At 69.0% G+C, this 22269-nt stretch carries 21 protein-coding genes; 2 read left to right on the top strand and 19 right to left on the bottom strand.

From position 1 onward, the window contains the following. Window positions 1–11: 11 nt before the first annotated feature. The 12 genes from rpsG to HWD99_RS11075 form a co-directional block, all read right to left on the bottom strand. A complete protein-coding gene (gene rpsG / locus HWD99_RS11130) occupies window positions 12–482 on the bottom strand; it encodes a 30S ribosomal protein S7 (protein WP_042538706.1) in 471 nt (156 codons plus the stop codon). Window positions 483–487: 5 nt separating this feature from the next. Further along, the gene (gene rpsL, locus HWD99_RS11125; RefSeq protein WP_017201609.1) at window positions 488–856 is read right to left on the bottom strand and encodes a 30S ribosomal protein S12; all 369 of its coding nucleotides are present in this window, start codon (window positions 854–856) and stop codon (window positions 488–490) included. Between the two features lie 210 nt (window positions 857–1066). Next, window positions 1067–4834 carry an SCO7613 C-terminal domain-containing membrane protein gene (locus tag HWD99_RS11120; RefSeq protein WP_241796312.1) on the bottom strand — a complete coding sequence of 1256 codons (3768 nt, stop codon included), beginning with the start codon at window positions 4832–4834 and terminating at the stop codon, window positions 1067–1069. Next, the gene (locus HWD99_RS11115) at window positions 4831–5052 is read right to left on the bottom strand and encodes a helix-turn-helix transcriptional regulator (protein WP_241796311.1); all 222 of its coding nucleotides are present in this window, start codon (window positions 5050–5052) and stop codon (window positions 4831–4833) included. Before HWD99_RS11115 ends, HWD99_RS11120 begins: the two co-directional genes overlap by 4 nt. Then, complete coding sequence (locus HWD99_RS11110; protein ID WP_241796310.1) at window positions 5052–5528, bottom strand: DUF2975 domain-containing protein; 477 nt, start codon at window positions 5526–5528, stop codon at window positions 5052–5054. The genes HWD99_RS11115 and HWD99_RS11110 overlap by 1 nt, the downstream gene beginning before the upstream one ends. A 137-nt stretch (window positions 5529–5665) precedes the next feature. Further along, complete coding sequence (locus HWD99_RS11105) at window positions 5666–6313, bottom strand: spermidine/putrescine ABC transporter substrate-binding protein (RefSeq protein WP_194765104.1); 648 nt, start codon at window positions 6311–6313, stop codon at window positions 5666–5668. Window positions 6314–6378: 65 nt separating this feature from the next. Next, entirely contained in the window at window positions 6379–6870 is a 492-nt protein-coding gene (locus tag HWD99_RS11100; protein ID WP_241796309.1) for a hypothetical protein, read from the bottom strand. Window positions 6871–6878: 8 nt separating this feature from the next. After that, window positions 6879–7961 (bottom strand): ABC transporter, encoded by a 1083-nt coding sequence (locus HWD99_RS11095; RefSeq protein WP_241796308.1) that lies wholly within the window; start codon window positions 7959–7961, stop codon window positions 6879–6881. A gap of 122 nt (window positions 7962–8083) precedes the next feature. Then, complete coding sequence (locus HWD99_RS11090) at window positions 8084–8236, bottom strand: hypothetical protein (RefSeq protein ID WP_241796307.1); 153 nt, start codon at window positions 8234–8236, stop codon at window positions 8084–8086. Window positions 8237–8299: 63 nt separating this feature from the next. Then, window positions 8300–9229 (bottom strand): sugar ABC transporter permease, encoded by a 930-nt coding sequence (locus tag HWD99_RS11085; RefSeq protein ID WP_241796306.1) that lies wholly within the window; start codon window positions 9227–9229, stop codon window positions 8300–8302. A 1-nt stretch (window position 9230) separates the two neighbouring features. Next, a complete protein-coding gene (locus HWD99_RS11080) occupies window positions 9231–10835 on the bottom strand; it encodes an ABC transporter permease subunit (protein WP_241796305.1) in 1605 nt (534 codons plus the stop codon). A 64-nt stretch (window positions 10836–10899) separates the two neighbouring features. Next, window positions 10900–12105 carry a maltose ABC transporter substrate-binding protein gene (locus HWD99_RS11075; RefSeq protein WP_241796304.1) on the bottom strand — a complete coding sequence of 402 codons (1206 nt, stop codon included), beginning with the start codon at window positions 12103–12105 and terminating at the stop codon, window positions 10900–10902. Window positions 12106–12296: 191 nt separating this feature from the next. On the opposite strand from HWD99_RS11075, the gene HWD99_RS11070 reads away from it, so the two are divergent. Then, window positions 12297–12785: a YajQ family cyclic di-GMP-binding protein gene (locus tag HWD99_RS11070; RefSeq protein ID WP_201471232.1), complete on the top strand. Its 489-nt coding sequence runs from the start codon at window positions 12297–12299 to the stop codon at window positions 12783–12785. A gap of 35 nt (window positions 12786–12820) precedes the next feature. Here HWD99_RS11070 and HWD99_RS11065 read toward each other — a convergent pair whose 3' ends face one another. After that, entirely contained in the window at window positions 12821–15037 is a 2217-nt protein-coding gene (locus tag HWD99_RS11065; RefSeq protein WP_241796303.1) for an excalibur calcium-binding domain-containing protein, read from the bottom strand. Window positions 15038–15594: 557 nt separating this feature from the next. On the opposite strand from HWD99_RS11065, the gene HWD99_RS11060 reads away from it, so the two are divergent. Beyond that, window positions 15595–16230, top strand: a complete 636-nt coding sequence (locus tag HWD99_RS11060; protein WP_241796302.1) for a GntR family transcriptional regulator — start codon at window positions 15595–15597, stop codon at window positions 16228–16230. A 6-nt stretch (window positions 16231–16236) separates the two neighbouring features. Here the strand turns inward: HWD99_RS11060 and HWD99_RS11055 are convergent, their stop codons facing one another. The 6 genes from HWD99_RS11055 to HWD99_RS11030 all read right to left on the bottom strand — a co-directional run bounded on the left by HWD99_RS11055 (window position 16237) and on the right by HWD99_RS11030 (window position 22221). Next, window positions 16237–17241 (bottom strand): alpha/beta hydrolase, encoded by a 1005-nt coding sequence (locus HWD99_RS11055; RefSeq protein WP_241796301.1) that lies wholly within the window; start codon window positions 17239–17241, stop codon window positions 16237–16239. 28 nt (window positions 17242–17269) lie between these two features. Beyond that, entirely contained in the window at window positions 17270–18313 is a 1044-nt protein-coding gene (locus HWD99_RS11050; protein ID WP_241796300.1) for a hypothetical protein, read from the bottom strand. 63 nt (window positions 18314–18376) lie between these two features. Beyond that, window positions 18377–19750, bottom strand: coding sequence for an FAD-dependent oxidoreductase (locus HWD99_RS11045; protein ID WP_241796299.1), 1374 nt, complete (start codon window positions 19748–19750; stop codon window positions 18377–18379). Window positions 19751–19808: 58 nt separating this feature from the next. After that, window positions 19809–20870 (bottom strand): polyprenyl synthetase family protein, encoded by a 1062-nt coding sequence (locus HWD99_RS11040; protein ID WP_241796298.1) that lies wholly within the window; start codon window positions 20868–20870, stop codon window positions 19809–19811. A gap of 43 nt (window positions 20871–20913) precedes the next feature. Next, on the bottom strand, window positions 20914–21648 hold the full coding sequence (locus tag HWD99_RS11035) for a class I SAM-dependent methyltransferase (RefSeq protein ID WP_308220716.1): 735 nt from the start codon (window positions 21646–21648) through the stop codon (window positions 20914–20916). 9 nt (window positions 21649–21657) lie between these two features. Next, on the bottom strand, window positions 21658–22221 hold the full coding sequence (locus HWD99_RS11030) for a hypothetical protein (RefSeq protein WP_241796297.1): 564 nt from the start codon (window positions 22219–22221) through the stop codon (window positions 21658–21660). Window positions 22222–22269: the final 48 nt, after the last annotated feature.

Below are 22269 nucleotides of genomic sequence, written 5' to 3'. Positions count from 1 at the left end.
GGGCGGAGCTGTTACCAGCGGTAGTGAGCGAACGCGCGGTTCGACTCGGCCATCTTGTGAGTGTCTTCACGGCGCTTGACCGCGGCACCCAGGCCGTTCGACGCGTCCAGGATCTCGTTCTGGAGACGCTCGGTCATCGTCTTCTCACGACGACCCTTGGCGTAGCTGACGAGCCAGCGCAGTGCGAGGGTGTTCGCACGGTGCGGCTTGACCTCGACCGGAACCTGGTAGGTCGAGCCACCGACGCGGCGGCTCTTGACCTCGAGAGTCGGGCGCACGTTGTCGAGCGCCTTCTTCAGAGTGGCGACGGCGTCCTGACCGTTCTTCGCCTCGACGCCCTTGAGGGCGTTGTAGACGATCGACTCGGCGAGCGACTTCTTGCCGTCGACCAGGATCTTGTTGACCAGCTGGCTGACGATCGGAGCGCCGTATACCGGGTCGTTGACGACGGGACGCTTCGGGGCGGGACCCTTACGAGGCATTGGACTCAGCCCTTCTTCGCGCCGTAGCGGCTGCGAGCCTGCTTACGGTTCTTGACGGCCTGGGTGTCCAGGGCGCCACGGACGATCTTGTAACGGACACCGGGGAGGTCCTTGACACGGCCTCCACGCACGAGCACGAGCGAGTGCTCCTGCAGGTTGTGACCCTCACCGGGGATGTACGCGGTGACCTCGGTGCCGTTGCGGAGCTTCACACGAGCGACCTTGCGCATCGCCGAGTTCGGCTTCTTCGGGGTGGTGGTGTAGACGCGGGTGCAGACCCCGGCCTGCTGCGGGTTCGACTTGAGTGCAGGCGCCTTGGTCTTGGTGACCTTGGGCGAGCGACCCTTGCGAACCAACTGCTGAATGGTTGGCACGTTCTCTCCTCATAGTGCTGCACGGTGACAGCGTGATGGGTTTCACATCATGACCCTCCGGCACGCCGGAACCGACGAGCTTTTGTGGTGGAGGGTATGCCGTGGGGGCGGACCGGCTATGGAGCCGACGCCCAGCGCACACGTCAAGACGTGCACACACCTGATCAAGTGTAATGCCGCGTAACCTGAGCGGTCAAATGGGAGCCCTCTTCATCGCAGGTCGCGGATCCTGGCGGCGACGGAGCCGCTCTCCCCCGCGCGCCTCTCGGACGTGACCGCGATGATCAGCAGCACCGCCCCCATGACCGCCAAGGTGATCCACCAGGGCATCGACTCGATGCCCCGACCGATCTGCACCGAGAACACGAACACGTTCTCGATCGGCAGCACGACGAGGCCGATGAGGAAGGGCGCCGCGAGCCGCGCCCGCGATCCGACGAGGATCGCCGCCAGCGCCAGCACCATCACGAGGATCGCCCGCCACGTCAGCGGATCGGTGAAGGTCGACACGATGGAGGCGCTCATCATCGTCACGAGACCCGGCGCCAGCAGCGCCCACGAACCGCTCCACCGCGCTGGCCAGCTGTCGAGTGTGCCGGCAGCGCCGTGGCCGTCTCGCACCGCACCCTCATCCGCGCCTCTCAGGACCACGACTCCCGCCCACAGCAGGAACGCGCCCAGCGGCAGCGAGAACCACTCGACGCGCAGATCGCGGGGGCTCCACGCCACGACCGCCGTGACGAACGCGATCGCGAACAGGAACCAGACGGGTGGCAGCACCGTGTCGCCGCGGCGCAGGCGGGATGCCGTCACGACGACCATCACGAGGTAGCCGATCATGAGCGCCCACATGGCCCAGATCGAGAACCAGTCGCGTTCGATCGCGAACCACACGCCGAGCGCGAGCGCGAGAGCGGCCGGTGCCCCCAGCCACCGGCTCGTGCGCAGAGCCGAGCCGGCCGCCGCCGCCCGTCGGATGCCGTGTGCGGCCAGCGCGAGCGCCACCGCGCCGACGGCGCTCACACCGAGGCAGGCGAGGAACAGCCCCGCGCCGTGCACGGTCTGCTGGTCCGCTCCGAGACCGAGACGGATGCCCTGCACGGTCGCGACCGTGGCCGCGAGGGCGGCACCGAGGAGCGTCGGGATGCGCAGGACGCGAAGCCGGCGCATCCGCGGGCCTCCGTCCGATCTGCGGACGGCCGTCTCGAGTGCCAGCAGGGTCCAGGCCGCCGCGAGAAGCCCGATCACGCGCCAGGTCACGTCACCCTGCACCAGAGACCCCTGCGTCGCCTCCGGTTCGATCACGGCGACGAGCGCGACGATCGGTCCGATCGCCACCAGCAGGCCGGCACCGTAGAGCGCGGTGGCGCGGTGTCCGCGCAGGGTGAGGAGCAGTGCGGTGAGTGCGGCGCCGAGCGTGGGCGGCAGCAGGTAGGCCTCGAAGACGTCGACGCCGGCCATGCCCCAGACACTCCAGAGCGCCCCGGTGAACGCGGCGCCGGCGACACCCCAGGCGTAGCGTCGTCCGGCGAAGAGCGCTTGCGCGGCAGCTCCGAGGCCCAGGATCAGCAGCACCAGGAAGCTGGTGCCGAGACCCGCCGCCTCGCGGCCCACCGCCAGCGCGGTCGCGATCGCCCCGGTCACCAGCGCCGACGCCTCGATCGCGACGCGTGCCGCATCGGCCGTCGCCGCGGAGTGTCCTCGACCGTGCAGCGCGGCGCGGGTCATCGACGTCGACGGCAGCACGAGTGCGACGAGCACGGCGATGATCGGCAGCACCACCGGAGATCCGCTCGAGTCGAGCAGCTGCGCACCCAGGCACACGATCATCACCGCGAGCGTCGGCACCAGCATGGCGGCGGCGGCCGTGCGCACGAGCAGGGTGAGGCCGGGTCTACGGGTGAGCATGAGCGACAGCGCCAGCGCGAACATGAGTCCGGTCGAGAGTGCAGTCCACCCGCTGCGCTCGACGACGACCTGCAGGATGCCGATGCCGAACGGCACGGCCGAGACGACGAGCACCGCCTGCCACGCGCGGGCACCGATCGACGGAAGGTAGGTCGCGACGATGGCGGCGAGGAGACCGGCCGATACGGTCAGCGACAGCTGTGCCACTCCCCCGACGCCCGCGAGTCCCAGCGCTGTCGCGACGAGCACGAGCGCATAGCCGAAGCCTGCCGCCACGTACACGAAGCGCCAGGCGGCCGGCAGCACGGCCACGAGAGCGGCCAGCGCGACGAGAGCGGCCGCACCCGCGAGCGGGACGACCGCAGGATCGCGCCACGCGATCATCACGGCCGCGACCACGGCGACGTGCGCGGCCGTCAGGGCGGTCGCGCGCAGCCCCCGTCCTTCGAGCAGCGTCGGAAGGATCCACAGCGCTGCGGCGAGCAGGACGACCGGGCCCGTGAGGACAGCGATCGCGGCCGGCAGCACGAGCAGCGGACCGCATCCGATCACGAGCACCGCGACGGCTCCGACGCAGAGAGCGAGCAGCGCGGTCGGGTTCGCGAACCGGCGGATGCCGTCGCGACGCCGCGCGAGCACGCTGAACACGCCGAGCCCCGCGCACATCGCCAGCAGCCCGAGCGGAAGCCCCCAGCCGGGCATGCCCACCGGGCCGATCTCGTCGTTCACGCGCAGGAACTCGCGCACGGTCGACAGGCCCGTGATCGCCGAGGGCGCGAGCACCAGCAGCGCGGGGCCCGTGAGCACCGTGAGCGAACCGGCAGCGACGAAGCCGCGCGGCACCGCCCGCGGCAGTGGCACGAGCGCGCCGACGAGCACGAGGGCGAGAGCAGCGGATGCCGGGATGACGGCGAACACCGCCGAGCCGTCGAACAGCGCCGCGGTCGCGAATGCGTCGGTCCCGGTGAGGGCGAACACCGCGATGATGAGCGCCGCAGACCCGACGCCACCCGCGACGAAGGCCCAGAGCCCCGCGAGCATCCGCCGCGCGGCGATGACGGCGTGGGCCGCGATCAGCACGAGCAGGGCGCTCACGGTCAGCAGGTACGGCAGGGTGTCGGCCGCGCCGACCCGCCACACCAGCACGAGCGCGGTGAGGCTCGCCGCCAGCTGCACCCCGGTGAGCGTCACGACCTCGACGATCGGCAGGCGCAGCCACTCGATGAGCGCCGCCCCCGCGAACGCGACGCCGATCGCACCGAGGGCGGCGGCGAGCGGCGTTCCGCCCGCGGCACCCAGCATCGCGGGGGTGAGTGCCATCGCCAGAACAGCGGTCCACTGCCAGATGCGGATGCCGCGTCGCACCCCGCCGCGCAGCATCACTCCACCGGCGACCGCCGTCGCCAGCGCCGATGTCAGCCACGGCTCGACGGCCGGGGCCGCGAGTTGGGCGAACGCGTGGATGTCGAGTCCCGCGAACACGAGCCCGAGCCCGCCCACGGCCTCTGCCGAGAAGCGCAGTCCGCGACGCGACAGCAGCCAGGCTCCGCCGAGGAAGAGCAGGGTGATGAGGCCGACGATCACGCTGCGCAGAGCTCGATCGGCGAGATCGGGGTTGAAGTAGGTGAAGACGATCGCTGCGACCGCGAAGAGCCCCGCACCCGCGGTGGCGAGCACCGACTGCAGCGTGGCACTCCCCTGGGGATCGACCTCTCCCCCGCGCGCGGCTCCCCCGACGGGCGGGGTGGGCGGCGACGATGCCGTCCGCGACGGTACCGCCGACGCGACAGCCGATGACGTCGCCGATGCCGGACTCACGATCGGGATGCGGCGAAGCAGCGCGTCGCGGGCGCGCAGCGCCGTGGCGGCGGCGAGCGACGACTCCCAGACGGTGATCCCGATCGTCCCGCGCAGGTCGGAGCCGCATCGCGGGCAGCATCCGGCATGCAGCTCGGCGTGGCAGACAGGGCAGGCGCGCTCATCGAGCAGATGCCGGGCGACGGATTCACCCCAGGTCACGGGCGCCGTCGTGGCGCCCGTGGAGGTCGATGCGGTCACCGGCGCCCTCATGATGCCTCCTCGGAGTCGGGCACCCACCGGAGGATGTCGCCCGGCTGGCAGTCGAGCACACGGCAGATCGCCTCGAGCGTGGTGAAGCGCACGGCCTTGGCCCGACCGTTCTTCAGCACCGCGACGTTCGCCGGGGTGATGCCGATGGCGTCGGCGAAGTCCTGCACGCTCATCTTCTTGCGGGCGAGCTGCACGTCGAGGTCGATCACGATGGGCATCAGACGACCTCGGAGAGATCCTGCTCGAGCTCGAGCGCCTTGCGCAGCAGGCCGCGCAGCACGACGACGAGCAGAGCGAGTGCCGCGCTCACGACGACCCCGAGGATCGCGAGCAGAGACAGCGAGAGCGACACGGCACGATTGGCCAGGATCACGAGATACGCCGCGAGGATCAGCACTCCTGCCGCGACCAGCGCACCGAGGATGATGTCGACGTACCTGAAGGCCTCGACTCGGAAGATGCGGTCGGTCTGCACGAGCGACAGCAGGAACCAGACGCACACCAGCGTGACCTCGACGAGTCCGAGGAACAGGACCGCTCCGATGATGCCGGGGATCTCGAGCTGCACGACGTCGGGATTGCGCAGTGCGGTGATGCGAGCGACCTCGGGGATCACCAGGATCTGGCTCGCGAGCAGCAGGGCGAGCAGGACGACGATCAGCGCCTTCAGCGCGCGGGAGACTCGAGGATGCATGGCGGCCCTATCGATGAGCAATGGATATCTATCGAAAAACGATACCCATGGCACAGCGTGGACGACAACGCCATCCGCCGTCTCTCAGCCGATACGCAGGTCGGATGCTCCCGGTGAGGCGTCGCCCTGCGCGAGCGTCAGGGCGTGTCCGGGTCGAACGGCGAGTCGAGAGACTGCGTGAGCTCGGCGAGCATCGCCTCGATCTGCGGTTCGACGTGCTGCGAGATCGCCGCCTGGATGTAGAGGCGATGGCGCAGCAGGATGCCGCAGATCTCGCGTCCGACGAGGTTGGCGTACTCGTCGGCCAGCCCGACCTCCTGTCGCAGCGCGCTCTTCTCCTCGTCGCTCAGCGGCGGGAGCGGCGGCAGCTCTGCGGCCGCGTCGTCGGCGAGACCCGCGATCGTGAAGAGGAACGGCGCACCGGGAACCGGATCGGGGTCCAACGGCATCCCGTCGAACTCGGGATCCAGATCCTCCGACGGCCGATAGGCGCGAGCGCGGTTACGGGCGGCCTGCTGGTCGAGCTCGCGCTGCAGGACTGGCAGATTGCGCTCGGTGTACTCGGCCACCGCGTGGTCGACGATCGTCTTGATCCGCGTCGACAGACCGTGCTGCACGCCGTGCGGGGTGTTGCCCGCGATGCCCGCCGCCGAGAGGATCGGCGAGCCGAGGCACCGGCGGCAGGGCGCGACACGCCCTCGATGGGTGGCCGGCTCCCAGCGCGGCACCCAGCGCAGCCAGGCCTGGACAGCCTGGTCGACCTGCGTCTCCAGCGAGCGCTCCACACGTAGAGCGTACGACGCGCAGGCCCGCCACGCGCCGATTGACTGACGGGCCGCAATCCCGCGTCCTACTCGTCTTCGTCCTTCTCCCACGGCCACTGCGGGTGGCTCGCGCGGGTGCGCCGCAGCGCGATGCCGCCCCATGCGGCCACCGCCGCGGCGAGCAGCAGGACCAGGCTGGCCCCTCCGCGCACCAGATCACCGGTCACGGCGGTGGCGATCACGAGATCGCCGGTGGCGAGCACCACGCCGACCCACACCGCGACCAGGTGCGCGAGGCCGACCCCCACGCCGATGCCCGGAACGGAGAGGAAAGACGGGTGCGCTCGGCGCAGGGCCATCCAGAGGCCGAGCGCGAAGGCCAGCACCGCGACGAGCATGCCTGCGGCGCCGGGGAGCTGCCCGAGCCCTGGGACGGCGATGATGTCGGTGTCGGTCGCGACCGTCAGCGCGCCGAGCCCGAACACCGCCAGGGCGAAGAAGCCGACCGTCGCGAGAACCAGCGCCAGGACGGCCGAAACCCCCGCAGACTCGGGTCCACGGGGGTTCGGCGATGACATGTTCGTGACTACCTCGACAGCGTCGGGCCGGCCTCGAGCGTGCGCTCGTACTCGCGCTGCGCCTCGGCGTTGAGCTCGGTCTTGCGGGCGCCGCTGCGGGCGACCCACGCTCCGAACCAGATGGTCAGCTCTCGCGCGAAGATGAACGCGGCGATCGCCAGCGGCGCGAGCAGCTGGGATCCGACGAGCTCGTTGCCCTCGCTGGCGCTGAGCTGCCAGAACGGCGCCTGGAACAGCTGACCGAGGATGTGGCCGCCGTAGGCGATCGCGCCGACGATGATGCCGAAGACGACCCACAGTCCCCAGCGTCCGCGGTTGATGAAGGCGCCGAGCAGCCAGAAGCCGAGGAAGAACACGACGACCGGAACCCAGTAGCCCCAGGTCACGAGCGGGGCGATGGCCGCATCAGCGATGTTCGCTCCGGTGACCTCGCCCTCGAAGGCGCGGACCCCGAGCGTCGCCGCCAGGTACAGGACGGCGAACGCGAGCGTGGCCAGCAGGCCGATGGCCCCGGCGGTACCGCGGTTGCCTCGCTCGCGCGGCGGCTCGGGAGCCTGCACGAAGATCGGCTGCTGCTGGACGGGCGCGATCACGGTCTCTGCCGGGGCGGGTTCCGAGGCGAGGGGCTCGGACGGGACGATGCGGGTGTCGGCGGCCGATGCGCCGGCGTACGCTGCGCCGGCCATGGCCGACTCCTCGTGCAGACCACGGTTCGCCGCCGGCGGTGCGGGCGCGGTGAAGGCCTCCGTCGCCGCGGCATCGGATGCGGCGGCGTCCGTCGTCGTGTCGTCCGCCGTCGTGTCCCACTTCGCGTCGGCGTCCGGATCGGCGTCGAGGAAGGCAGGGTTGTTGAGCTCGGGCGTCGCGAAGGTGCCCGGGTGGTCGCGCTCGGCGGCCTCGAAGGCCGCGAGATCGGGGTCGACCGCAGGATCGGCGGTCGGGGTGGCGGCTTCTGCCGCGGTGGTCTCGGCCGGAGTGGCGGCGACGTCTGCACGCGCGGCCTCGGCGGCTTCGAGACCAGCGTTCGCGCTGTCGACGACGTCGTTGACGTCCTTCGGCCGCTCGGGCTGGGGAACCTCGGGGTCACTCATGGGGTGCGCCTCTCATCGGGTGTGTGCTCTGCGAGGTTACCGCCGCAGGACCGCGCCCGAACGCAGGCGTGCCGACGTGTCGCCATACCGCGTGATCACAGGGCAGGAGGCGTCTCGACGCCTCAGGGGAACAGTGAACGGAGCCCGTCGCCGATGAACGTCTCCAGCGTCGGGAACATCGGGATGGCGAACCAGATCAGAGCCGCGACGACGCCCGTGCAGAACACCGCGGCGATCCAGCTCATCGCCGAATTGCGTCCCCCGATCCGTGCCATGACACCACCGTACGACCACGCCCCGACGACCGCCCGTTCGCAACGCCGAGACGATCTGCGCACTCAGCCCTTCGTCGCTCCGGCCGTCAGACCGCCGACGATGTAGCGCTGCAGGAAGAGGAAGAGGATCATCACCGGGATGGCCGCCATCACGGCGCCCGCCGAGAACGCCGACCAGTCCGCATACCGCGGGTTGGCGACGAGCTTCGTGAGGCCGACCACGAGGGTCTGCTGCTCGACGTCGACGAGCATGACGCTCGCGATCACGTACTCGTTGACCGTGCCGATGAACGACAGCAGCGCGACCACCGCGAGGATCGGAGCCACCAGAGGCAGGATCATCGTGAAGAAGATGCGGGCGTGACCCGCGCCGTCGATGCGGGCGGCCTCGTCGAGCTCCATCGGGAGCGTGTTGAAGAAGCCGTACATGAGGTAGGTGTTCACGCCGAGAGCGCCGCCCAGGTACACCAGGATCAGACCCGTGTGGGTGTTGAGGCCGATCGCAGGGAACCAGTCGCCGAGCGTCGTCATCAGCAGGAAGATCGCGACCACGGCGAGCAGCTGCGGGAACATCTGCACCACGACGATCGTGACGAGTCCGATCCGGCGTCCGGCGAACCGCATGCGCGAGAAGGCATACGCGGCGCATGCGCCGATGAACACGGTCACGGCACCCGTCACGACCGCGACGAGCAGGGTGTTCAGGAACCACAGCCCGTACGGATTCTGCGGGTCGCTGAGGATGCGCACGTAGCTGTCGATGCCGAACGCCGAGAACAGCTGGTTCGACCCGGTGAGCGTGCCGTTCGGGTTGAGCGACGCCGAGACGACGTAGAGCAGGGGGAACAGCGCGAACGCGCTGACGATGATCGCGACGACGTGGCGCCATCCGGTGTCGGCGAACCAGGAGCCGAGGCGGCGACGACGGGGACGCGCAGGGCGGCCGGGAGCGACGGTCACGGAGGCGGCGGTGCTGAGGTCGGTGGTGCTCATGTCAGTTCAGCTCCTCGAGAGCCTTGGTCTTGCGGAAGCTGATGATCGAGATCGTCGCGACCACGATGAAGATGAGGATCGTGAACGCGGAGGCCAGGCCGTAGTCGCGGGACTGGCCCGTGAACGCCACCTTGTAGACCATCGAGATCAGGATGTCGGTATGCCCGACGGGGATGCTCACATCGTCGAACCGCGGCCCGCCCTTGGTGAGCATGTAGATCAGGTTGAAGTTGTTGAAGTTGAACGCGAACGACGAGATCAGCAGCGGTGCCACCGTCACGAGCAGCAGAGGCAGCTTGATGCGACGGAAGATCTGCCAGGGATTCGCGCCGTCCATCACCGCCGCCTCGTTCACCTCCTCCGGGATGCCCTGCAGCGCCCCCATGCACACCAGGAACATGTAGGGGAACCCGAGCCACAGGTTGACCAGGAGCACCGACACCTTCGCGAGGGTCGGGTCGGTGAGCCACGGGATGTCGGCTCCCCCGAAGATGACCTGGTTGATGAAGCCGAAGCTCTCGTTCATCATTCCGGCCCACACCAGCGCCGAGAGGAACGCCGGGAAGGCGTAGGGGAGGATCAGGATGATCCGGTAGCCGTTGCGGAACCGCATGCGGTTGTTGTTGAACACCAGCGCGAGCAGGAGCCCGAGGAAGAACGTGGTCGCGACGGACAGCAGCGCGAACACGAACGTCCAGATGGTCACCGAGATCAGCGGTCCGCGGATGTTCTCGTCGGTCACCGCACGGATGAAGTTGTCGAATCCGACGGTCGTCTGCCAGCCCGGCAGGAGCGTCGCGCCGTCCTCGGCGGCGAAGGCTCCCTCTCCGGTGTCGGAGTAGACCACACCGGACTCGGTGTCGGTGATCGTGTCGGCATCCGCGTCGTACTCGAGCGTCGAGACGTACAGGTAGCCGCTCTGACCGTCGGGAGCGCGGAGGCTGCCGTCGTTGGGATCGTCGCTGAACGGCACCGAGAGCGCTTCGAGCTCTTCCGAGAGCGTGAAGACGGTCGCGAGCGGGAGCGTCGTCCAGCCGTCGACGGCGACGGCCCTGCCGCCCTCGAATTCGGCGTCGACCTCCTGCAGCGGCTGCTCGCTCGTGCCGAGCAGCGCGTCGCCCGACTCCGGATCGGTCACGAGCAGGCCGTACGTGCCGAACTGCTCGACCACGGTCACGGGGTAGGTCGGGGAGTCCTCCACCCGCTCCTGCGCCGAGGCGAGCAGCGACGAGATCGCCTGGTCCTTGGTGCCGTTGTGGCCGGTGCCGTAGTTCGTGAACCCGATGTAGCCGGTGTACAGCAGCGTGAACACCTGGAAGATCACCAGGAAGATGATGCCCGGCGTCAGGTACTTGGCCGGAACCCGCTTGCGGGAGAAGTAGATGTAGTTGACGAGGATCGTGACGGCGACCACGAGTCCGAGGACCAGCCACTCCTGCTGGCCGACGAGCACGAACACGGCATAGAGCGCGATCGCGTCGACGACGGCGAGGAGCAGGATCTTCAGCAGCATCCACCCGATGGGTCCGGATGCCGCCTCGGCGATCTTCGCCGCCTGGCGCTGGCGCTTGTTCAGTGGAGCCGTGGGCTCAGCGGTTTCTGTCATGTCGTCCCCGTCGTCGAGCTGCCGGGGCGGACGAGGTCCGCCCCGGCAGGGATCGTGCTGAGTGTTACTTGATCGCGGCGGTCACGTCGTCGACGAGCTTCTGCCACGTCGTCGTCGGGTCCGAGCCGTTGATGATGCCCGCCTCGGCGACGCCCCAGAACTCCCAGACGGAACCCATGGCGGGGATCGCGGGCATCGGAACCGCATCTGCGCCGACGGCCTGGAAGCCCGCGATGATCGGGTCGGATGCCGCGGTGTCGGCGGCCGCCGTCAGCGCGGGGAGGACGTTGCCCGCCTCGAACAGGGCGAGCTGCACCTCTTCGGTGCCGAGGTAGTTCACGAGGAAGTCGTTCGCGGCGACCTTGTTCTTCGACTCGGAGCTGACGAAGAAGCCCTTCACACCGGCGAACGGCGAGGCGGTCTCCCCGGTGGGGCTGGGCACGGGGTCGATCGCGACGTTGATGCCCGCGTCGGTGGCGGCGCCGACGTTCCACGGGCCGGTCAGCCAGAATGCGGCGGTGCCGTCGAGGAACTGCTGCTTGGCGATCTCGCCGTCGATGTCGGTGTTCAGCGTGCCGGCAGCGCCCTGGGCGGCGAGCCAGTCGGCGAAGGCGAAGCCGCCCTCGCTGCCGAGCTGCAGGTCGGCCGAGTCGTAGCTGCCCGAGTCGTCGGTGCCGAAGACGGGGGCGCCGAAGGCGGTCTGGAACGGGTAGAGGTGGTACGGGTTGCCCTCGGTGCCCTGCTCGACCACGAACGCGCCCTTCGACACCATGTCGTCGAAGCTCGCGGGCGCGGCGGGGACCAGGTCGGCGTTGCGCAGCACGGCGATGTTCTCGACCGCGTACGGGAGCATGTAGACCGTGCCGTCGTAGGTCGCGGCCTGCAGCGCGACGGGGAGGTAGTCGGCGGCGGAGTCGCCGAGCTCGAGCGGGGCCACGACACCGTTGGTCGACAGCTCGCCGAGCCAGTCGTGCGCACCCATGACGACGTCGGGGCCCTTGCCCGTCGGCACCTGCTGGATGAAGTCGTCCTTCATATCATCGACGGACTTGCCGACGAGTTCGACGGCGACGCCGGTCTTCTCCTCGTACGAGTCGGCCGCATCCTGCAGCGCATCGACGCGCTCCGCGTCGACCCAGACGGTCAGCGTGCTGCTGCTGCTCTCTGCTGCGTCGTCGCCTGCGCCACCGGTCGAGCAACCGGCGAGCGTCAGAGTCGAAACGATGGCGATGGCGCCAGCGGCGGCGATGCCCCTCTTGTTCACCTTCATTGGTGTGTGCCTCTCTGAGTGCTGTTGACCTGCACGGAAACTGCAAGCGCTTACAGTATGCACAAGATTCAATCCGATTCACAATGAATCCGAGCGTCGATATCAATCCGTGACCGGGTATACCGCGGCGGCGCGTCGTGAAAACGCTTCCAGATCAGCGTGGAATCGGCCGGGTCGATACACTTTCGGGTATGGCTGACAGTTCCTTTGACATCGTCTCGAAAGTGGATCACCAGGAGGCCGAGAACGCCCTGAACCAGGCCCGCAAGGAGATCGAGCAGCGCTACGACTTCAAGGGCACCGGCGCCTCGATCGCCTGGAGCGGCGAGCAGATCCTGATCATCGCCGGCACCGAGGAGCGCGCGAAGGCCGTCCTCGACGTGTTCCAGAGCAAGCTCATCAAGCGCGGCATCTCGCTCAAGAGCCTCGAGTCCGGCGATCCCTTCGCCAGCGGCAAGGAGTTCCGCATCGTCTCGACGCTCAAGGACGGCATCTCCTCCGAGAACGCGAAGAAGATCAACAAGATCATCCGCGACGAGGGACCCAAGGGCGTCAAGAGCCAGATCCAGGGCGACGAGCTGCGCGTGCAGTCCAAGAGCCGCGACGACCTGCAGTCGGTGATCGCGCTTCTCAAGGGCGCCGACCTCGACCTCGATCTGCAGTTCATCAACTACCGCTGAGTCGGGTAGCTGCCCCTCTCATCGCACGAGACGACTCAGCGCTCGCACATGATCCCGTCCCGATCGGCATCGCGAGCGATCGACTGCAGGTTGTACATCGGGGTCGATTCATAGGGGGTGCCCACGAGAGGCTTCGCGACGCCGGACTTCCTGTCGGTGGTGATTCCGTTCTTGCGGATGCCGTCAGGGTAGTCCGCGTTGAGCGCGGTGCAATTCGCGTACACCTTCCCGGCCGCCGGCGCGGTCGAGGCGCTGGACTTCGTCGCCGAGGCGTATCCGGACTTGCCACCGACGACTCTGACCGACACCGCCGCGTAGGCGTCTGTCGGACGCACCAGGTAGGTGGAAGCCGTCGCACCCGAGATGGCGATGCCGTCGCGGTACCACTGGTAGGTGAATGCCGTACCGGTCGTCCAGGTACCGGTCCTGACCGTCAGCGTGCTGCCCACCGCGGCGGTGCCGCTGATGGTCGGTGTCGTGGCGAGCAGGACCTTCGCGGTCTTGGCCGAGGTCCGCGACACGGTCGTGTACCCGGTGAGCTTCCCCGTGACCTTCACCGAGATCTGCGCGCCGGCCTGAGAGGTGGTCAACGTGTAGGTCTTCGCGGTGGCTCCCGCGATCGCCGTAGAACCCGCGTACCACTGATAGGCGAACGCCGTGCCCGTGGCCCAGGTGCCGGTCTTGGCCGTGAGCGTGCTGCCTACCGCCGCGGTGCCGCTGATGGTCGGGGTGGCGGCCAGCAGAACCTTCACGGTCTTGGCCGAGGTCCGCGACACGGTCGTATACCCGGTGAGCTTCCCCGTGACCTTCACCGAGATCTGCGCGCCGGCCTGAGAGGTGGTCAGCGTGTAGGCCTTCGCGGTGGCTCCCGCGATCGCCGTGGAACCCGCGTACCACTGGTACGCGAACGCCGTACCGGCGGTCCAGGTGCCGGGCGTGGCCGTCAGCGTGCTGCCCACCGCTGCGGTGCCGCTGATGGTCGGCGTGGCGATGACCGCCAGCTTCGCCGTCCGCGCCGACGACATGGTGACGGTCGGATAGCCGGTCGCAGATCCAGCGACCTTCACCCAGACCTGCTTTCCCGAGAGAGTGGAGGGCGGCACGAACGTGGACGCCCTCGCCCCGCTGATCGGGGCGCTGTCGGCGTACCACTGGTAGGTGAAGGTCGTTCCTGTGGTCCAGGAGCCAGGCGTCGCCGTCAGCGTGTATCCCACGGCCGCGGTGCCGCTGATCGTCGGCGCTGCGGCCCGCGCCAGCTTCACCGTCTTCGCCGACATCGCGCTGACGGTCGGGTACCCGCCGAGCGTTCCGGTCACCTGCACGGAGATCTGTGTGCCGGCGTGGGCGGCCGTGGGGCTGAAGGTGGAAGCCGTGGCGCCGCCGATCGCGACGCCGTCTGCGTACCACTGGTAGCTGAAGACGGTACCGGTGGACCACGTCCCGGGATTGGCCGTCAGCGTCGATCCCGTCGCGGCCGTGCCCGAAATCGTCGGTGATCCCGGGAGCAGGACCTTCTCCGTCGGCCGAGACGTCCCGCCGTTCGACGCGTACCCGGGAATCGACCCGATGACCGAGACCGAGATCGCTTTGTTCGCCTGTGCAGCGGTGAGCGTGAACGTCGCAGCGGTCGCGCCCGCGATGACGACCTCGTCGGCGTACCACCGGTACGTCGACGTCGTGCCGTCCGCGAACCAGTGAGCGTTCGCGGTCAGGGTGCCTCCGACCGCCGGGATTCCCGTGATCCGCGGGCGCTCCCCCTGGACGCGAGGGGTGAGCGTGAAGTCGATGCCACTCACGGCCTCGTCTGCCCCGACGCGCACAGATGTGGCGCCGGCGAGGCTCGGGGAGTTCTGGAAGTACTCCTCCACCCAGGGCGCGCCGGGCAACTGATCGGGGCCGCCGCAGTCGCATCCGTATCGGAACTGGACGGTGTAATCGCCGGCCGGGAGGTCGGTGATGGTGTACCTGCCGTCAGTGATCACCGACCACCAGGAGTCGACGCCGGGTGCGTACGGATCGCCTCCCGCCCCGACGGGGATCGCATACATCCACCCGAAGCTGCCGCTGTCGATGCGCGCGCCGCTGTCGGAGGTGACGGTGCCCGAGATGGTCGCGCCGGAGGACAGGGTCGCGTCGACGATGCCACGACTCCCTCCGGATGCGGCCATCGCCGGCGGTGCCCACAGGGCGCCCAGCACAGCGATCGAGGCGATAACGGCTGCTGCGCTCGCGCGCCACGGCAGAGTGTGCATACGTCCCCAAACTTCAGCGAGCGAAGTATGGCGACGGCCTCGGAGCGGCCACCGAATCCTCGTCCGAATCCCTTCACAGATATAGCAGATTCGGAGGTCCGTCGTCACGCAGAGCGGGTGCCCGATCCCGCGCCGACGCACGGCGGGAAGTTCGCGCTGCGACCCGCGCGCTCCCACCGCGGTCATCCCATTCCGATATATGGGCTGGGGTGGCCGAGACTGGTTACTGCCGCATCCCGATGCGGCAGACGATGCGTCGATGCATGACGCGCTGCCGAACCACGGTCCGCGTGTGCGGATCGCGGCTCCCGCCCTGTGGGGACTGGGCGCAGTGCAGCTCCGTGCCCGACATCGTTCGTGGCCGGCGGGCGTCCCACGCCCGCCGGCCACAGAATTCCTGTCATCGAAATCCCAAGAGGATGCGCTGCCGAGGGGTCCCGAAGGCCCGCCGGAAAATGCACCTGTGGATTATTGGCATCGCGACCGAGTTCGTGATGTAGTGAGCGTCCGGGCACATCATGGGGGCTCGGATAGGGAAATGCAACTGGGGGCAATCCATGATCAGCAACAGCTCGACGACGAGTCTTCGAGAGAGCAAGCAGCTACTGGCCGAGGAGGTTTTCCAGCACATTGGGGCGCAGATCGTCGAAGGCGTGCTGGAGCCCGGGCACCGCATCCGCGATGTCGATGTCGCTGAGGAACTGCATGTGTCGCGCACTCCGGTGCGCGAGGCGCTGCAGCGACTCGAGCGACTCGGACTCGTCACCATGTATCCGAGCAGATACACCGAGGTCACCACCGTCACGCCGGAGCTGGTCGAGCAGACGCTCGAGTTCGCGGGCTACCAGGCCGGCGTCTCCGCCCGCATGGGGGTGAGCCGGATGACGCAGGAGGAGCGCGGGGAACTCGCTGCTCTCGTCGACAGGATGTGCGAGGCACTCGAGAGCGGCGAGCCACTGGCCGACGAACGCTGGGAGATGTTCTCGTTCCTCAGCGATCGCAGCCGCAACCTCCAGCATCAGGTGCTGATCAACGACGCCAGCATGGCCCTGTTCCGCAACCTCCGCTCGTGGGCCCTGCCCGACGGCGACCGCGACCGGATGCTGCAGGTGTACCGCGACTTCCGAGCGGCAGTCATGCGCGGCGATGCGGATGATGCCGAGCGCCTCGCCCGCGCCATGTACTACGTGTGACCCCGCTCAGCCCGCGGCCGACCATCCTCTGACCCACCGGTCGAGACGCCGATACGCTTCCTCTCTCGCCTCATGGCGGGAGAGGAAGACATCGTGCAGGGCGCCGTCGATCCGCTCGACCGTCACCGAGGCGCCGAGCTTCAAGGCCGCACGTGCGATGTCATCGACCACCAGCACCGAATCGCTGCGGGTCAGGTCTTCCGACCACCGCGTGGGGGTCGCCGACCTGGCCGAGAGCAGGACGCAGACGGGCGCATCGATCGCGAGTCCTGCCGCCACCGTGGCATGCCCCGTGAGGATCGCGTGGAACCATCCGGCATGGACGGCCATCGTCTGGGCGGGGCGCCACAGCGGGTTGGTCTCGACCGGGTCGTCAGGATCCGCGACCTCCTGCTGAGCGCGAGTGTAGAAGCCGAGGTCGACCTGGGGCGCCACCTCACGCGGGGCCCAGCGGGCCTGGAGCTCCGCGACCGGGGCGATGAGGGGCCTCGCCGACGCGACCTGGAACTCCAGCCACGGGCTGTTCAGGATCACCGCGTCCGCGGTGCCCGGGTAGCGCGACGCCCACAGACTCAGCGTGAGTCCGCCGGTCGAGTGGCCGAGCAGCACGAGTCGGCGCACGGACCCTGTGCCCTCCGTCCCGCGCCCCATGGCATCGAGCGCCGCAGCGATGTCCTCGTCATAGGTCGTGAGGGAGGTGATGTAGCCCGGGGTCTGGCCGTCACGCAGGCTTCGGCCGTACTTGCGCAGGTCGAGCGCGAAGAAGCGCGCACCCCGCGCCGTCCAGAACCGGGCGAGCCGCTTCTGGAAGAAGTAGTCCGACCACCCGTGCACGTAGAGGACGTCGACGTCGTCGAGCGGTCGGCGGCGGGCACGGATATCCCACCAGGGCCTCTCGGCCGGCAGCGCACGCACGAGGGTGGCGAAGACCGCCCCCTCGTCGTCATCGCCGAGTTCGAGCGTCAGCTGCTCGAACTCGTCGCCGAGGACGTCGGTTCTCCAGTCAGCCATGCGGCCAGGCTAGCCCACGACGCGACGACTACTGGGGAGCGGGCTGTCCCACGGTGAGGCTGCGGACCACCTGCTCCGCGAGGGGCGCGGGGTCGGGCGCGCCGGATCCGTCGTCGAAGGTCATCACTCTGATCCAGTCCGGCCCGACCCGCACGTCGAGGATGCTCTCGCCGTGCTCGCCGGCACTCGTCTTCGCCGCATCCGCTCCCTCGACCGTGGCAGGCGTGCCTGACTGACCGTCGAATGCCCAGGCACCGCCCGGGAGTGTGGTCATCAAGAGGTAGCTCGGGCCTTCGTACTCGCTCGCCGAGGTGCGGAAGAAGCAGATGTCCGACCCGTTCACGACGTGGTAGATCTCCGCGGGGATCCCCCACCCGCCGAAGTCCGTGTAGAGGGACGCATCGGAGACGCCGAGCAGCTCGTCGACCTGCTGCGCGGTGATGAGCCGATCGCAGGGGAGCCCGACGATGTCGCTGTCGGCGCGCTCGACGTCGTGCACGGTCGAGGCCGCCGCGGCGGCGAGGCCGCGCAGGGACTCCGCGATGCGCGCGGTGTCGGCAGGTCCGATGCCGGGCTCGGAGACCGTCGCCGAGAGCAGCACGTCGCCGTCGGGCACCTCGAACGTGCATCGCCCGTCGCCGCACTCGGCCTGCTCTCCCCAATACCCCTGACGCTCGGTCGCGCCCGCGATCACGGTCGACGCATCGGGGACGATCGTGACCTCCCAGCTGCGACTCTCATCACCGGCGGAGCACGCGATGCCGCCGGCTCGCTGGAACATGTGCTGTCCCGGTCCCGGGATCCAGCTCATCGTCGACACCACGGACAGCACCGGTTCGACCGGAGTCGACGGCTCACCGACGAGATCCGCCATCGCGGCGGCGGCATCGTCGCAGGTCACATCGAACGCCGTCTCCGGCGCCGTGAGCGGCTCGGGCGTCGGCGTCGGCGTCTCAGACGCCGACGCCGTGGGACGAGCAGTCGGCTCCGGGGTCGGCGTCGGCTCAGCCGAGCATCCGGCGAGAAGAATCACGGCGGCGGTGCCGAGCACGAGGAGAGAACGCAATGGCATGCGCCCATCGCTAGAGTGATGTGCCCCCCGCCGAGCGAAGCGCACACGAGGACTCTGTGACGGTCACTCCCCGCGGGAGACGCGCACCATCTCGTCACGCGGCACGACCTTGACGCGGGCGCGCTCCTGCGGTGCGCCGAGGGAGACCTCGTGCTCGTCGAGACGGTGCCAGCCGTCGAGGTCGGTCCACTTCACACCGCGCTCCTGCAGCAGTGCGGGGATCGCCTCTTCGGACGGGTCCTCCGGGTGCCACCACGACCCCTGGTCGTTGATGATGTGACGCACGGTCTCCATCGCATCCGACTTGGTGTGGCCGATCAGGCCGACCGGGCCGCGCTTGATCCAGCCGGTCGCGTAGATGCCGGTGACCGGCTGGTTCGAGTCCTTCGCGAGCACCTGGCCCTCGCGGTTGGGGATCACGCCGTGCTTCTTGTCGAAGGGCACACCCGGCAGCGGCGATCCGAAGTATCCGATCGCGCGGTACAGCGCCTGCAGCGGCACCTCGCGCATCTCGCCGGTGCCCACGGCACCGCCCTGACCGTCGGGCTTCGTGCGCTCGTAGACGAGTGCGGCGACGCGGCCCGACTCGTCGGTGCGGACCTCCACCGGGCGAGCCCAGAAGTGCAGGTGCAGACGACGGGATGCCGTGCCCCCGGCGTTGTTGACCGAGTCGCGCTTGCGCCACGACTGCAGGATGCGGTCGATGACCATGACCTGCTTGTTGCTCGACACCGCGTCCTTCGACGCCTCGTCGTAGTCGAAGTCCTCGTCGTAGACGACCATGTCGACGTCACGCAGCTCGCCGAGCTCGCGCAGCTCGAGAGGGGTGAACTTCACCTGCGCGGGTCCGCGTCGTCCGAAGACGTGCACGTCGGTGACCTCGCTGGCCTTGAGCCCCTCGTAGACGTTCTCGGGGACCTCGGTGACCAGCAGATCCTCGGCGTGCTTCGCCAGCATGCGCGCGACGTCGAGCGCGACGTTGCCGTTGCCCAGGACGCCGACGGACGCGGCATCCAGCGGCCACTCGCGCGGCACGTCGGGATGCCCGTCGAACCAGCTGACATAGTCGGCCGCGCCGTACGAGGCGACCGCGTCGATGCCGGGGATCTCGAGGGTCGTGTCGCGGATCGCACCCGTCGCGAAGATCACCGCGTTGTAGTGCTTCTTGAGGTCGTCGAGGGTGATGTCCTCGCCGAAGCGCACATTGCCGAACAGACGGATGTCGCCGCGGTCGAGCACGTCACGCAGCGCGTTGACGATGCCCTTGATGCGCGGGTGGTCGGGGGCGACGCCGTAGCGGACGAGGCCGTAGGGAGCCGGGAGCTGCTCGAACAGATCGATGGAGACATCGAACTTGCGCTCGGCCTTCAGCAGGATGTCGGCGGCGTAGATGCCTGCCGGGCCCGCTCCGACGATGGCCAGTCTGAGCTTGGTCATAGGGGGTCCTTTCGTGGGCCGTCACGTCAGGTGCATGCGGCGCAGCGCCGCGGCACGATCAGCTGGAGCGTTCGACGAGGGTTTCGGCGAAGCGCGTCAGCGCCTCGCGCACGGTGCCACGCGGGAGCGGGGCGAGCGCGTCGATCGCATCCTGAGTCCAGGAATGCGCGAGCGCGAGGGTCTTCTGGGTGCCGGTGTGATCGCGCAGCTCGGTGAGCGGACCGTCGAGGATCGACGGGTCGGCGCCATCGGCGATGCGGGCGACGCCGTCGTCGATGCGCGACGCGAGGTCGATCGAGGCGTCATCGGTCTCGGCCTTGAGCAGCAGATACGGCATGGTCGGCACACCGGCGCGCAGGTCGGTGCCGGGAACCTTGCCGGTGTCCTCGGGCTTCGCCGAGAGGTCGATCACGTCGTCGAGCAGCTGGAACGCGACGCCGATCTTCTCGCCGTAGACGCGCAGCGGCTCTTCGTACTCCGACGGGGCGTTCGAGAAGATCACGCCGCCCTGCGTCGCCGCGGCGATGAGCGAACCGGTCTTGTCGGCGAGCACCTGGATGTAGAACTCGATGGGGTCGTCGTCGGGCTGCGCCCCGATGGTCTCGTGCATCTGACCGAGCACCAGACGCTCGAACGTGTCGGCCTGCAGACGGATCGCCCGCTCTCCCAGGCGCGACATCAGCTGGCTGGCACGCGAGAACAGGATGTCGCCGGTGAGGATGGCGATGTTGTTGCCCCACACGGTCTGCGCGGCGGGGACCCCCCGGCGGCGGTCGGCACCGTCCATGACGTCGTCGTGATACAGCGAGCCGAGGTGCGTGATCTCGAGCGCCTTGGCGACGTCGATCACCTGCTCGGTGTTGCCGTCGCCGAGCTGGGCCGCGAGCAGGGTGAGAACGGGACGGATGCGCTTGCCCCCGGCCTCGTACAGGTAGCGGCTCGCGGCGTCGGCCAGCGGATCGGCGACGCGCACGTCGTCTGCGAGACCCGTCTCGACCTTCTCGAGTCCGTCTTCGATCGCCCGCGCGACGCGACGGCCCGCGGTGCCGATGAAGACACGGTCGCTGAAACCGAGACGGCTCGCCAGTCGCGAACCCGGGGCTACGCGGCTCGAAGTCACGCTCTCACCCTATCGTCGTCAGGGGTGCGGGATCTCGACGTGCTCACGCGGACGCGCTCGCGTCGGGCTTACGCGCACGGTGGAGGGCCACGATGCCGAAGGAGAGGTTGCGGTACGCGACGTCGGTCCACCCGGCCTCGCGGATCCACGAGGCGAGCTTCTTCTGGTCGGGCCAGTCGCGGATCGACTCGTTGAGGTAGTCGTAGGCGTCGCCGTTGGTTCCCGCCACCCGGGCCACGCGGGGCAGCACCTGGGAGTTGTAGAACCGGTACCCGGCGCGGAAGAGACCGCTCGGCGGCGTGGAGAACTCGTTGATCACCAGACGTCCGCCGGGCTTCGTGACGCGGAGCAGCTCGCGCAGTGCCTTCTTCGGGTCGTTCACGTTGCGCAGCGCATATGACATCGTGACGGCGTCGAACTCGTCGTCGGCGAACGGGAGATCGGTGGCATCGGCCTGCACGAACGAGAGATTGCGGATGCTGCCGTGGCGGCGCTGCCCCTCGGCGAGCATGCCCGGCGAGAAGTCGGCCGCGACGACATCGGCTCCGCTGCGCGCGAGCGATGCGGACGACGACGCGGTGCCCGCGCCGAGGTCGAGGATCTTCTCCCCCGGCTTCGGTGCGACGGCGCGGGTCGTGGCCGCGCGCCAGAGGGCGTCGTTGCCGACGGTCATCGCCGTGTTCGTGCGGTCGTAGCCGGCGGCGACCTGGTCGAACATGCCGCTGACGCGGGCGGGGTCCTTGCCGAGATCGGCGCGGTTGGCTTCGTTCGGGGTCACGGGTCCAGTCTAGGCGCGAGCCCTGGGCGCGAGCCGCAGAGCATCCAGACGATCGAGCCAGAGATCGGCCGTGGCATCGTCGAACGGCGCGGTCTGCGCGCGGACCCGGTGCTCGAGGTCGAGCGCGAGGTCCTCGAGGCGCGTCATGATCTCTGCGGGGTAGCCGAACTGCGCGCTGTGCTCGGCCCACTCGTCGCGGTCGTCGACCCAGGTGCCGCGCTCGCCCACGACGCGCACGACGTCGAGATCCATGTCGATCCCGGTCGCGAGCAGCGGGTCGTCCGACCAGCCGACGTCCCAGCCGAGGTCGATGTAGACGCGCATGCCCTTCGGGTGGTCGCGATTGACCGTGAGCGCGTAATCGGGCTGTCGCGGTATCAGGGTGACGTTCGGCGTCGCCGCGACGAACGCCGCTCCGGGCCGTGCGCTGTGCCACCCGGTGGGCTGCCCCACCCAGTCGCCCCAGTCGTCGGATCCGAGGTAGACGCACTCGTGACGCCAGTGCGGCGAGCCGTCCCATTTGCTCCACTGGAAGACCATCTCGGCGCCGGGGGCGGGACGTGCATCGCTCATGGCCCCAGCGTAGGCCGCGGCGGTGCGGGCGCGGCGGCGCGATGCCGG

The organism is Microbacterium sp. C5A9, from assembly GCF_022627955.1.
Classification (GTDB): Bacteria; Actinomycetota; Actinomycetes; order Actinomycetales; family Microbacteriaceae; genus Microbacterium.
This window is presented reverse-complemented; position numbering and strand designations above follow the sequence as displayed.

Excerpts from the sequence above, each read along its gene's own strand:
- rpsG (WP_042538706.1), bottom strand. The coding sequence starts at position 482 with ATGCCTCGTAAGGGTCCCGCCCCGAAGCGTCCCGTCGTCAACGACCCG.
- HWD99_RS11120 (WP_241796312.1), bottom strand. The coding sequence starts at position 4,834 with ATGAGGGCGCCGGTGACCGCATCGACCTCCACGGGCGCCACGACGGCG.
- HWD99_RS11115 (WP_241796311.1), bottom strand. The coding sequence starts at position 5,052 with ATGCCCATCGTGATCGACCTCGACGTGCAGCTCGCCCGCAAGAAGATG.
- HWD99_RS11110 (WP_241796310.1), bottom strand. The coding sequence starts at position 5,528 with ATGCATCCTCGAGTCTCCCGCGCGCTGAAGGCGCTGATCGTCGTCCTG.
- HWD99_RS11100 (WP_241796309.1), bottom strand. The coding sequence starts at position 6,870 with ATGTCATCGCCGAACCCCCGTGGACCCGAGTCTGCGGGGGTTTCGGCC.
- HWD99_RS11095 (WP_241796308.1), bottom strand. The coding sequence starts at position 7,961 with ATGAGTGACCCCGAGGTTCCCCAGCCCGAGCGGCCGAAGGACGTCAAC.
- HWD99_RS11090 (WP_241796307.1), bottom strand. The coding sequence starts at position 8,236 with ATGGCACGGATCGGGGGACGCAATTCGGCGATGAGCTGGATCGCCGCG.
- HWD99_RS11085 (WP_241796306.1), bottom strand. The coding sequence starts at position 9,229 with ATGAGCACCACCGACCTCAGCACCGCCGCCTCCGTGACCGTCGCTCCC.
- HWD99_RS11080 (WP_241796305.1), bottom strand. The coding sequence starts at position 10,835 with ATGACAGAAACCGCTGAGCCCACGGCTCCACTGAACAAGCGCCAGCGC.
- HWD99_RS11075 (WP_241796304.1), bottom strand. The coding sequence starts at position 12,105 with ATGAAGGTGAACAAGAGGGGCATCGCCGCCGCTGGCGCCATCGCCATC.
- HWD99_RS11070 (WP_201471232.1), top strand. The coding sequence starts at position 12,297 with ATGGCTGACAGTTCCTTTGACATCGTCTCGAAAGTGGATCACCAGGAG.
- HWD99_RS11065 (WP_241796303.1), bottom strand. The coding sequence starts at position 15,037 with ATGCACACTCTGCCGTGGCGCGCGAGCGCAGCAGCCGTTATCGCCTCG.
- HWD99_RS11060 (WP_241796302.1), top strand. The coding sequence starts at position 15,595 with ATGATCAGCAACAGCTCGACGACGAGTCTTCGAGAGAGCAAGCAGCTA.
- HWD99_RS11055 (WP_241796301.1), bottom strand. The coding sequence starts at position 17,241 with ATGGCTGACTGGAGAACCGACGTCCTCGGCGACGAGTTCGAGCAGCTG.
- HWD99_RS11050 (WP_241796300.1), bottom strand. The coding sequence starts at position 18,313 with ATGCCATTGCGTTCTCTCCTCGTGCTCGGCACCGCCGCCGTGATTCTT.
- HWD99_RS11045 (WP_241796299.1), bottom strand. The coding sequence starts at position 19,750 with ATGACCAAGCTCAGACTGGCCATCGTCGGAGCGGGCCCGGCAGGCATC.
- HWD99_RS11030 (WP_241796297.1), bottom strand. The coding sequence starts at position 22,221 with ATGAGCGATGCACGTCCCGCCCCCGGCGCCGAGATGGTCTTCCAGTGG.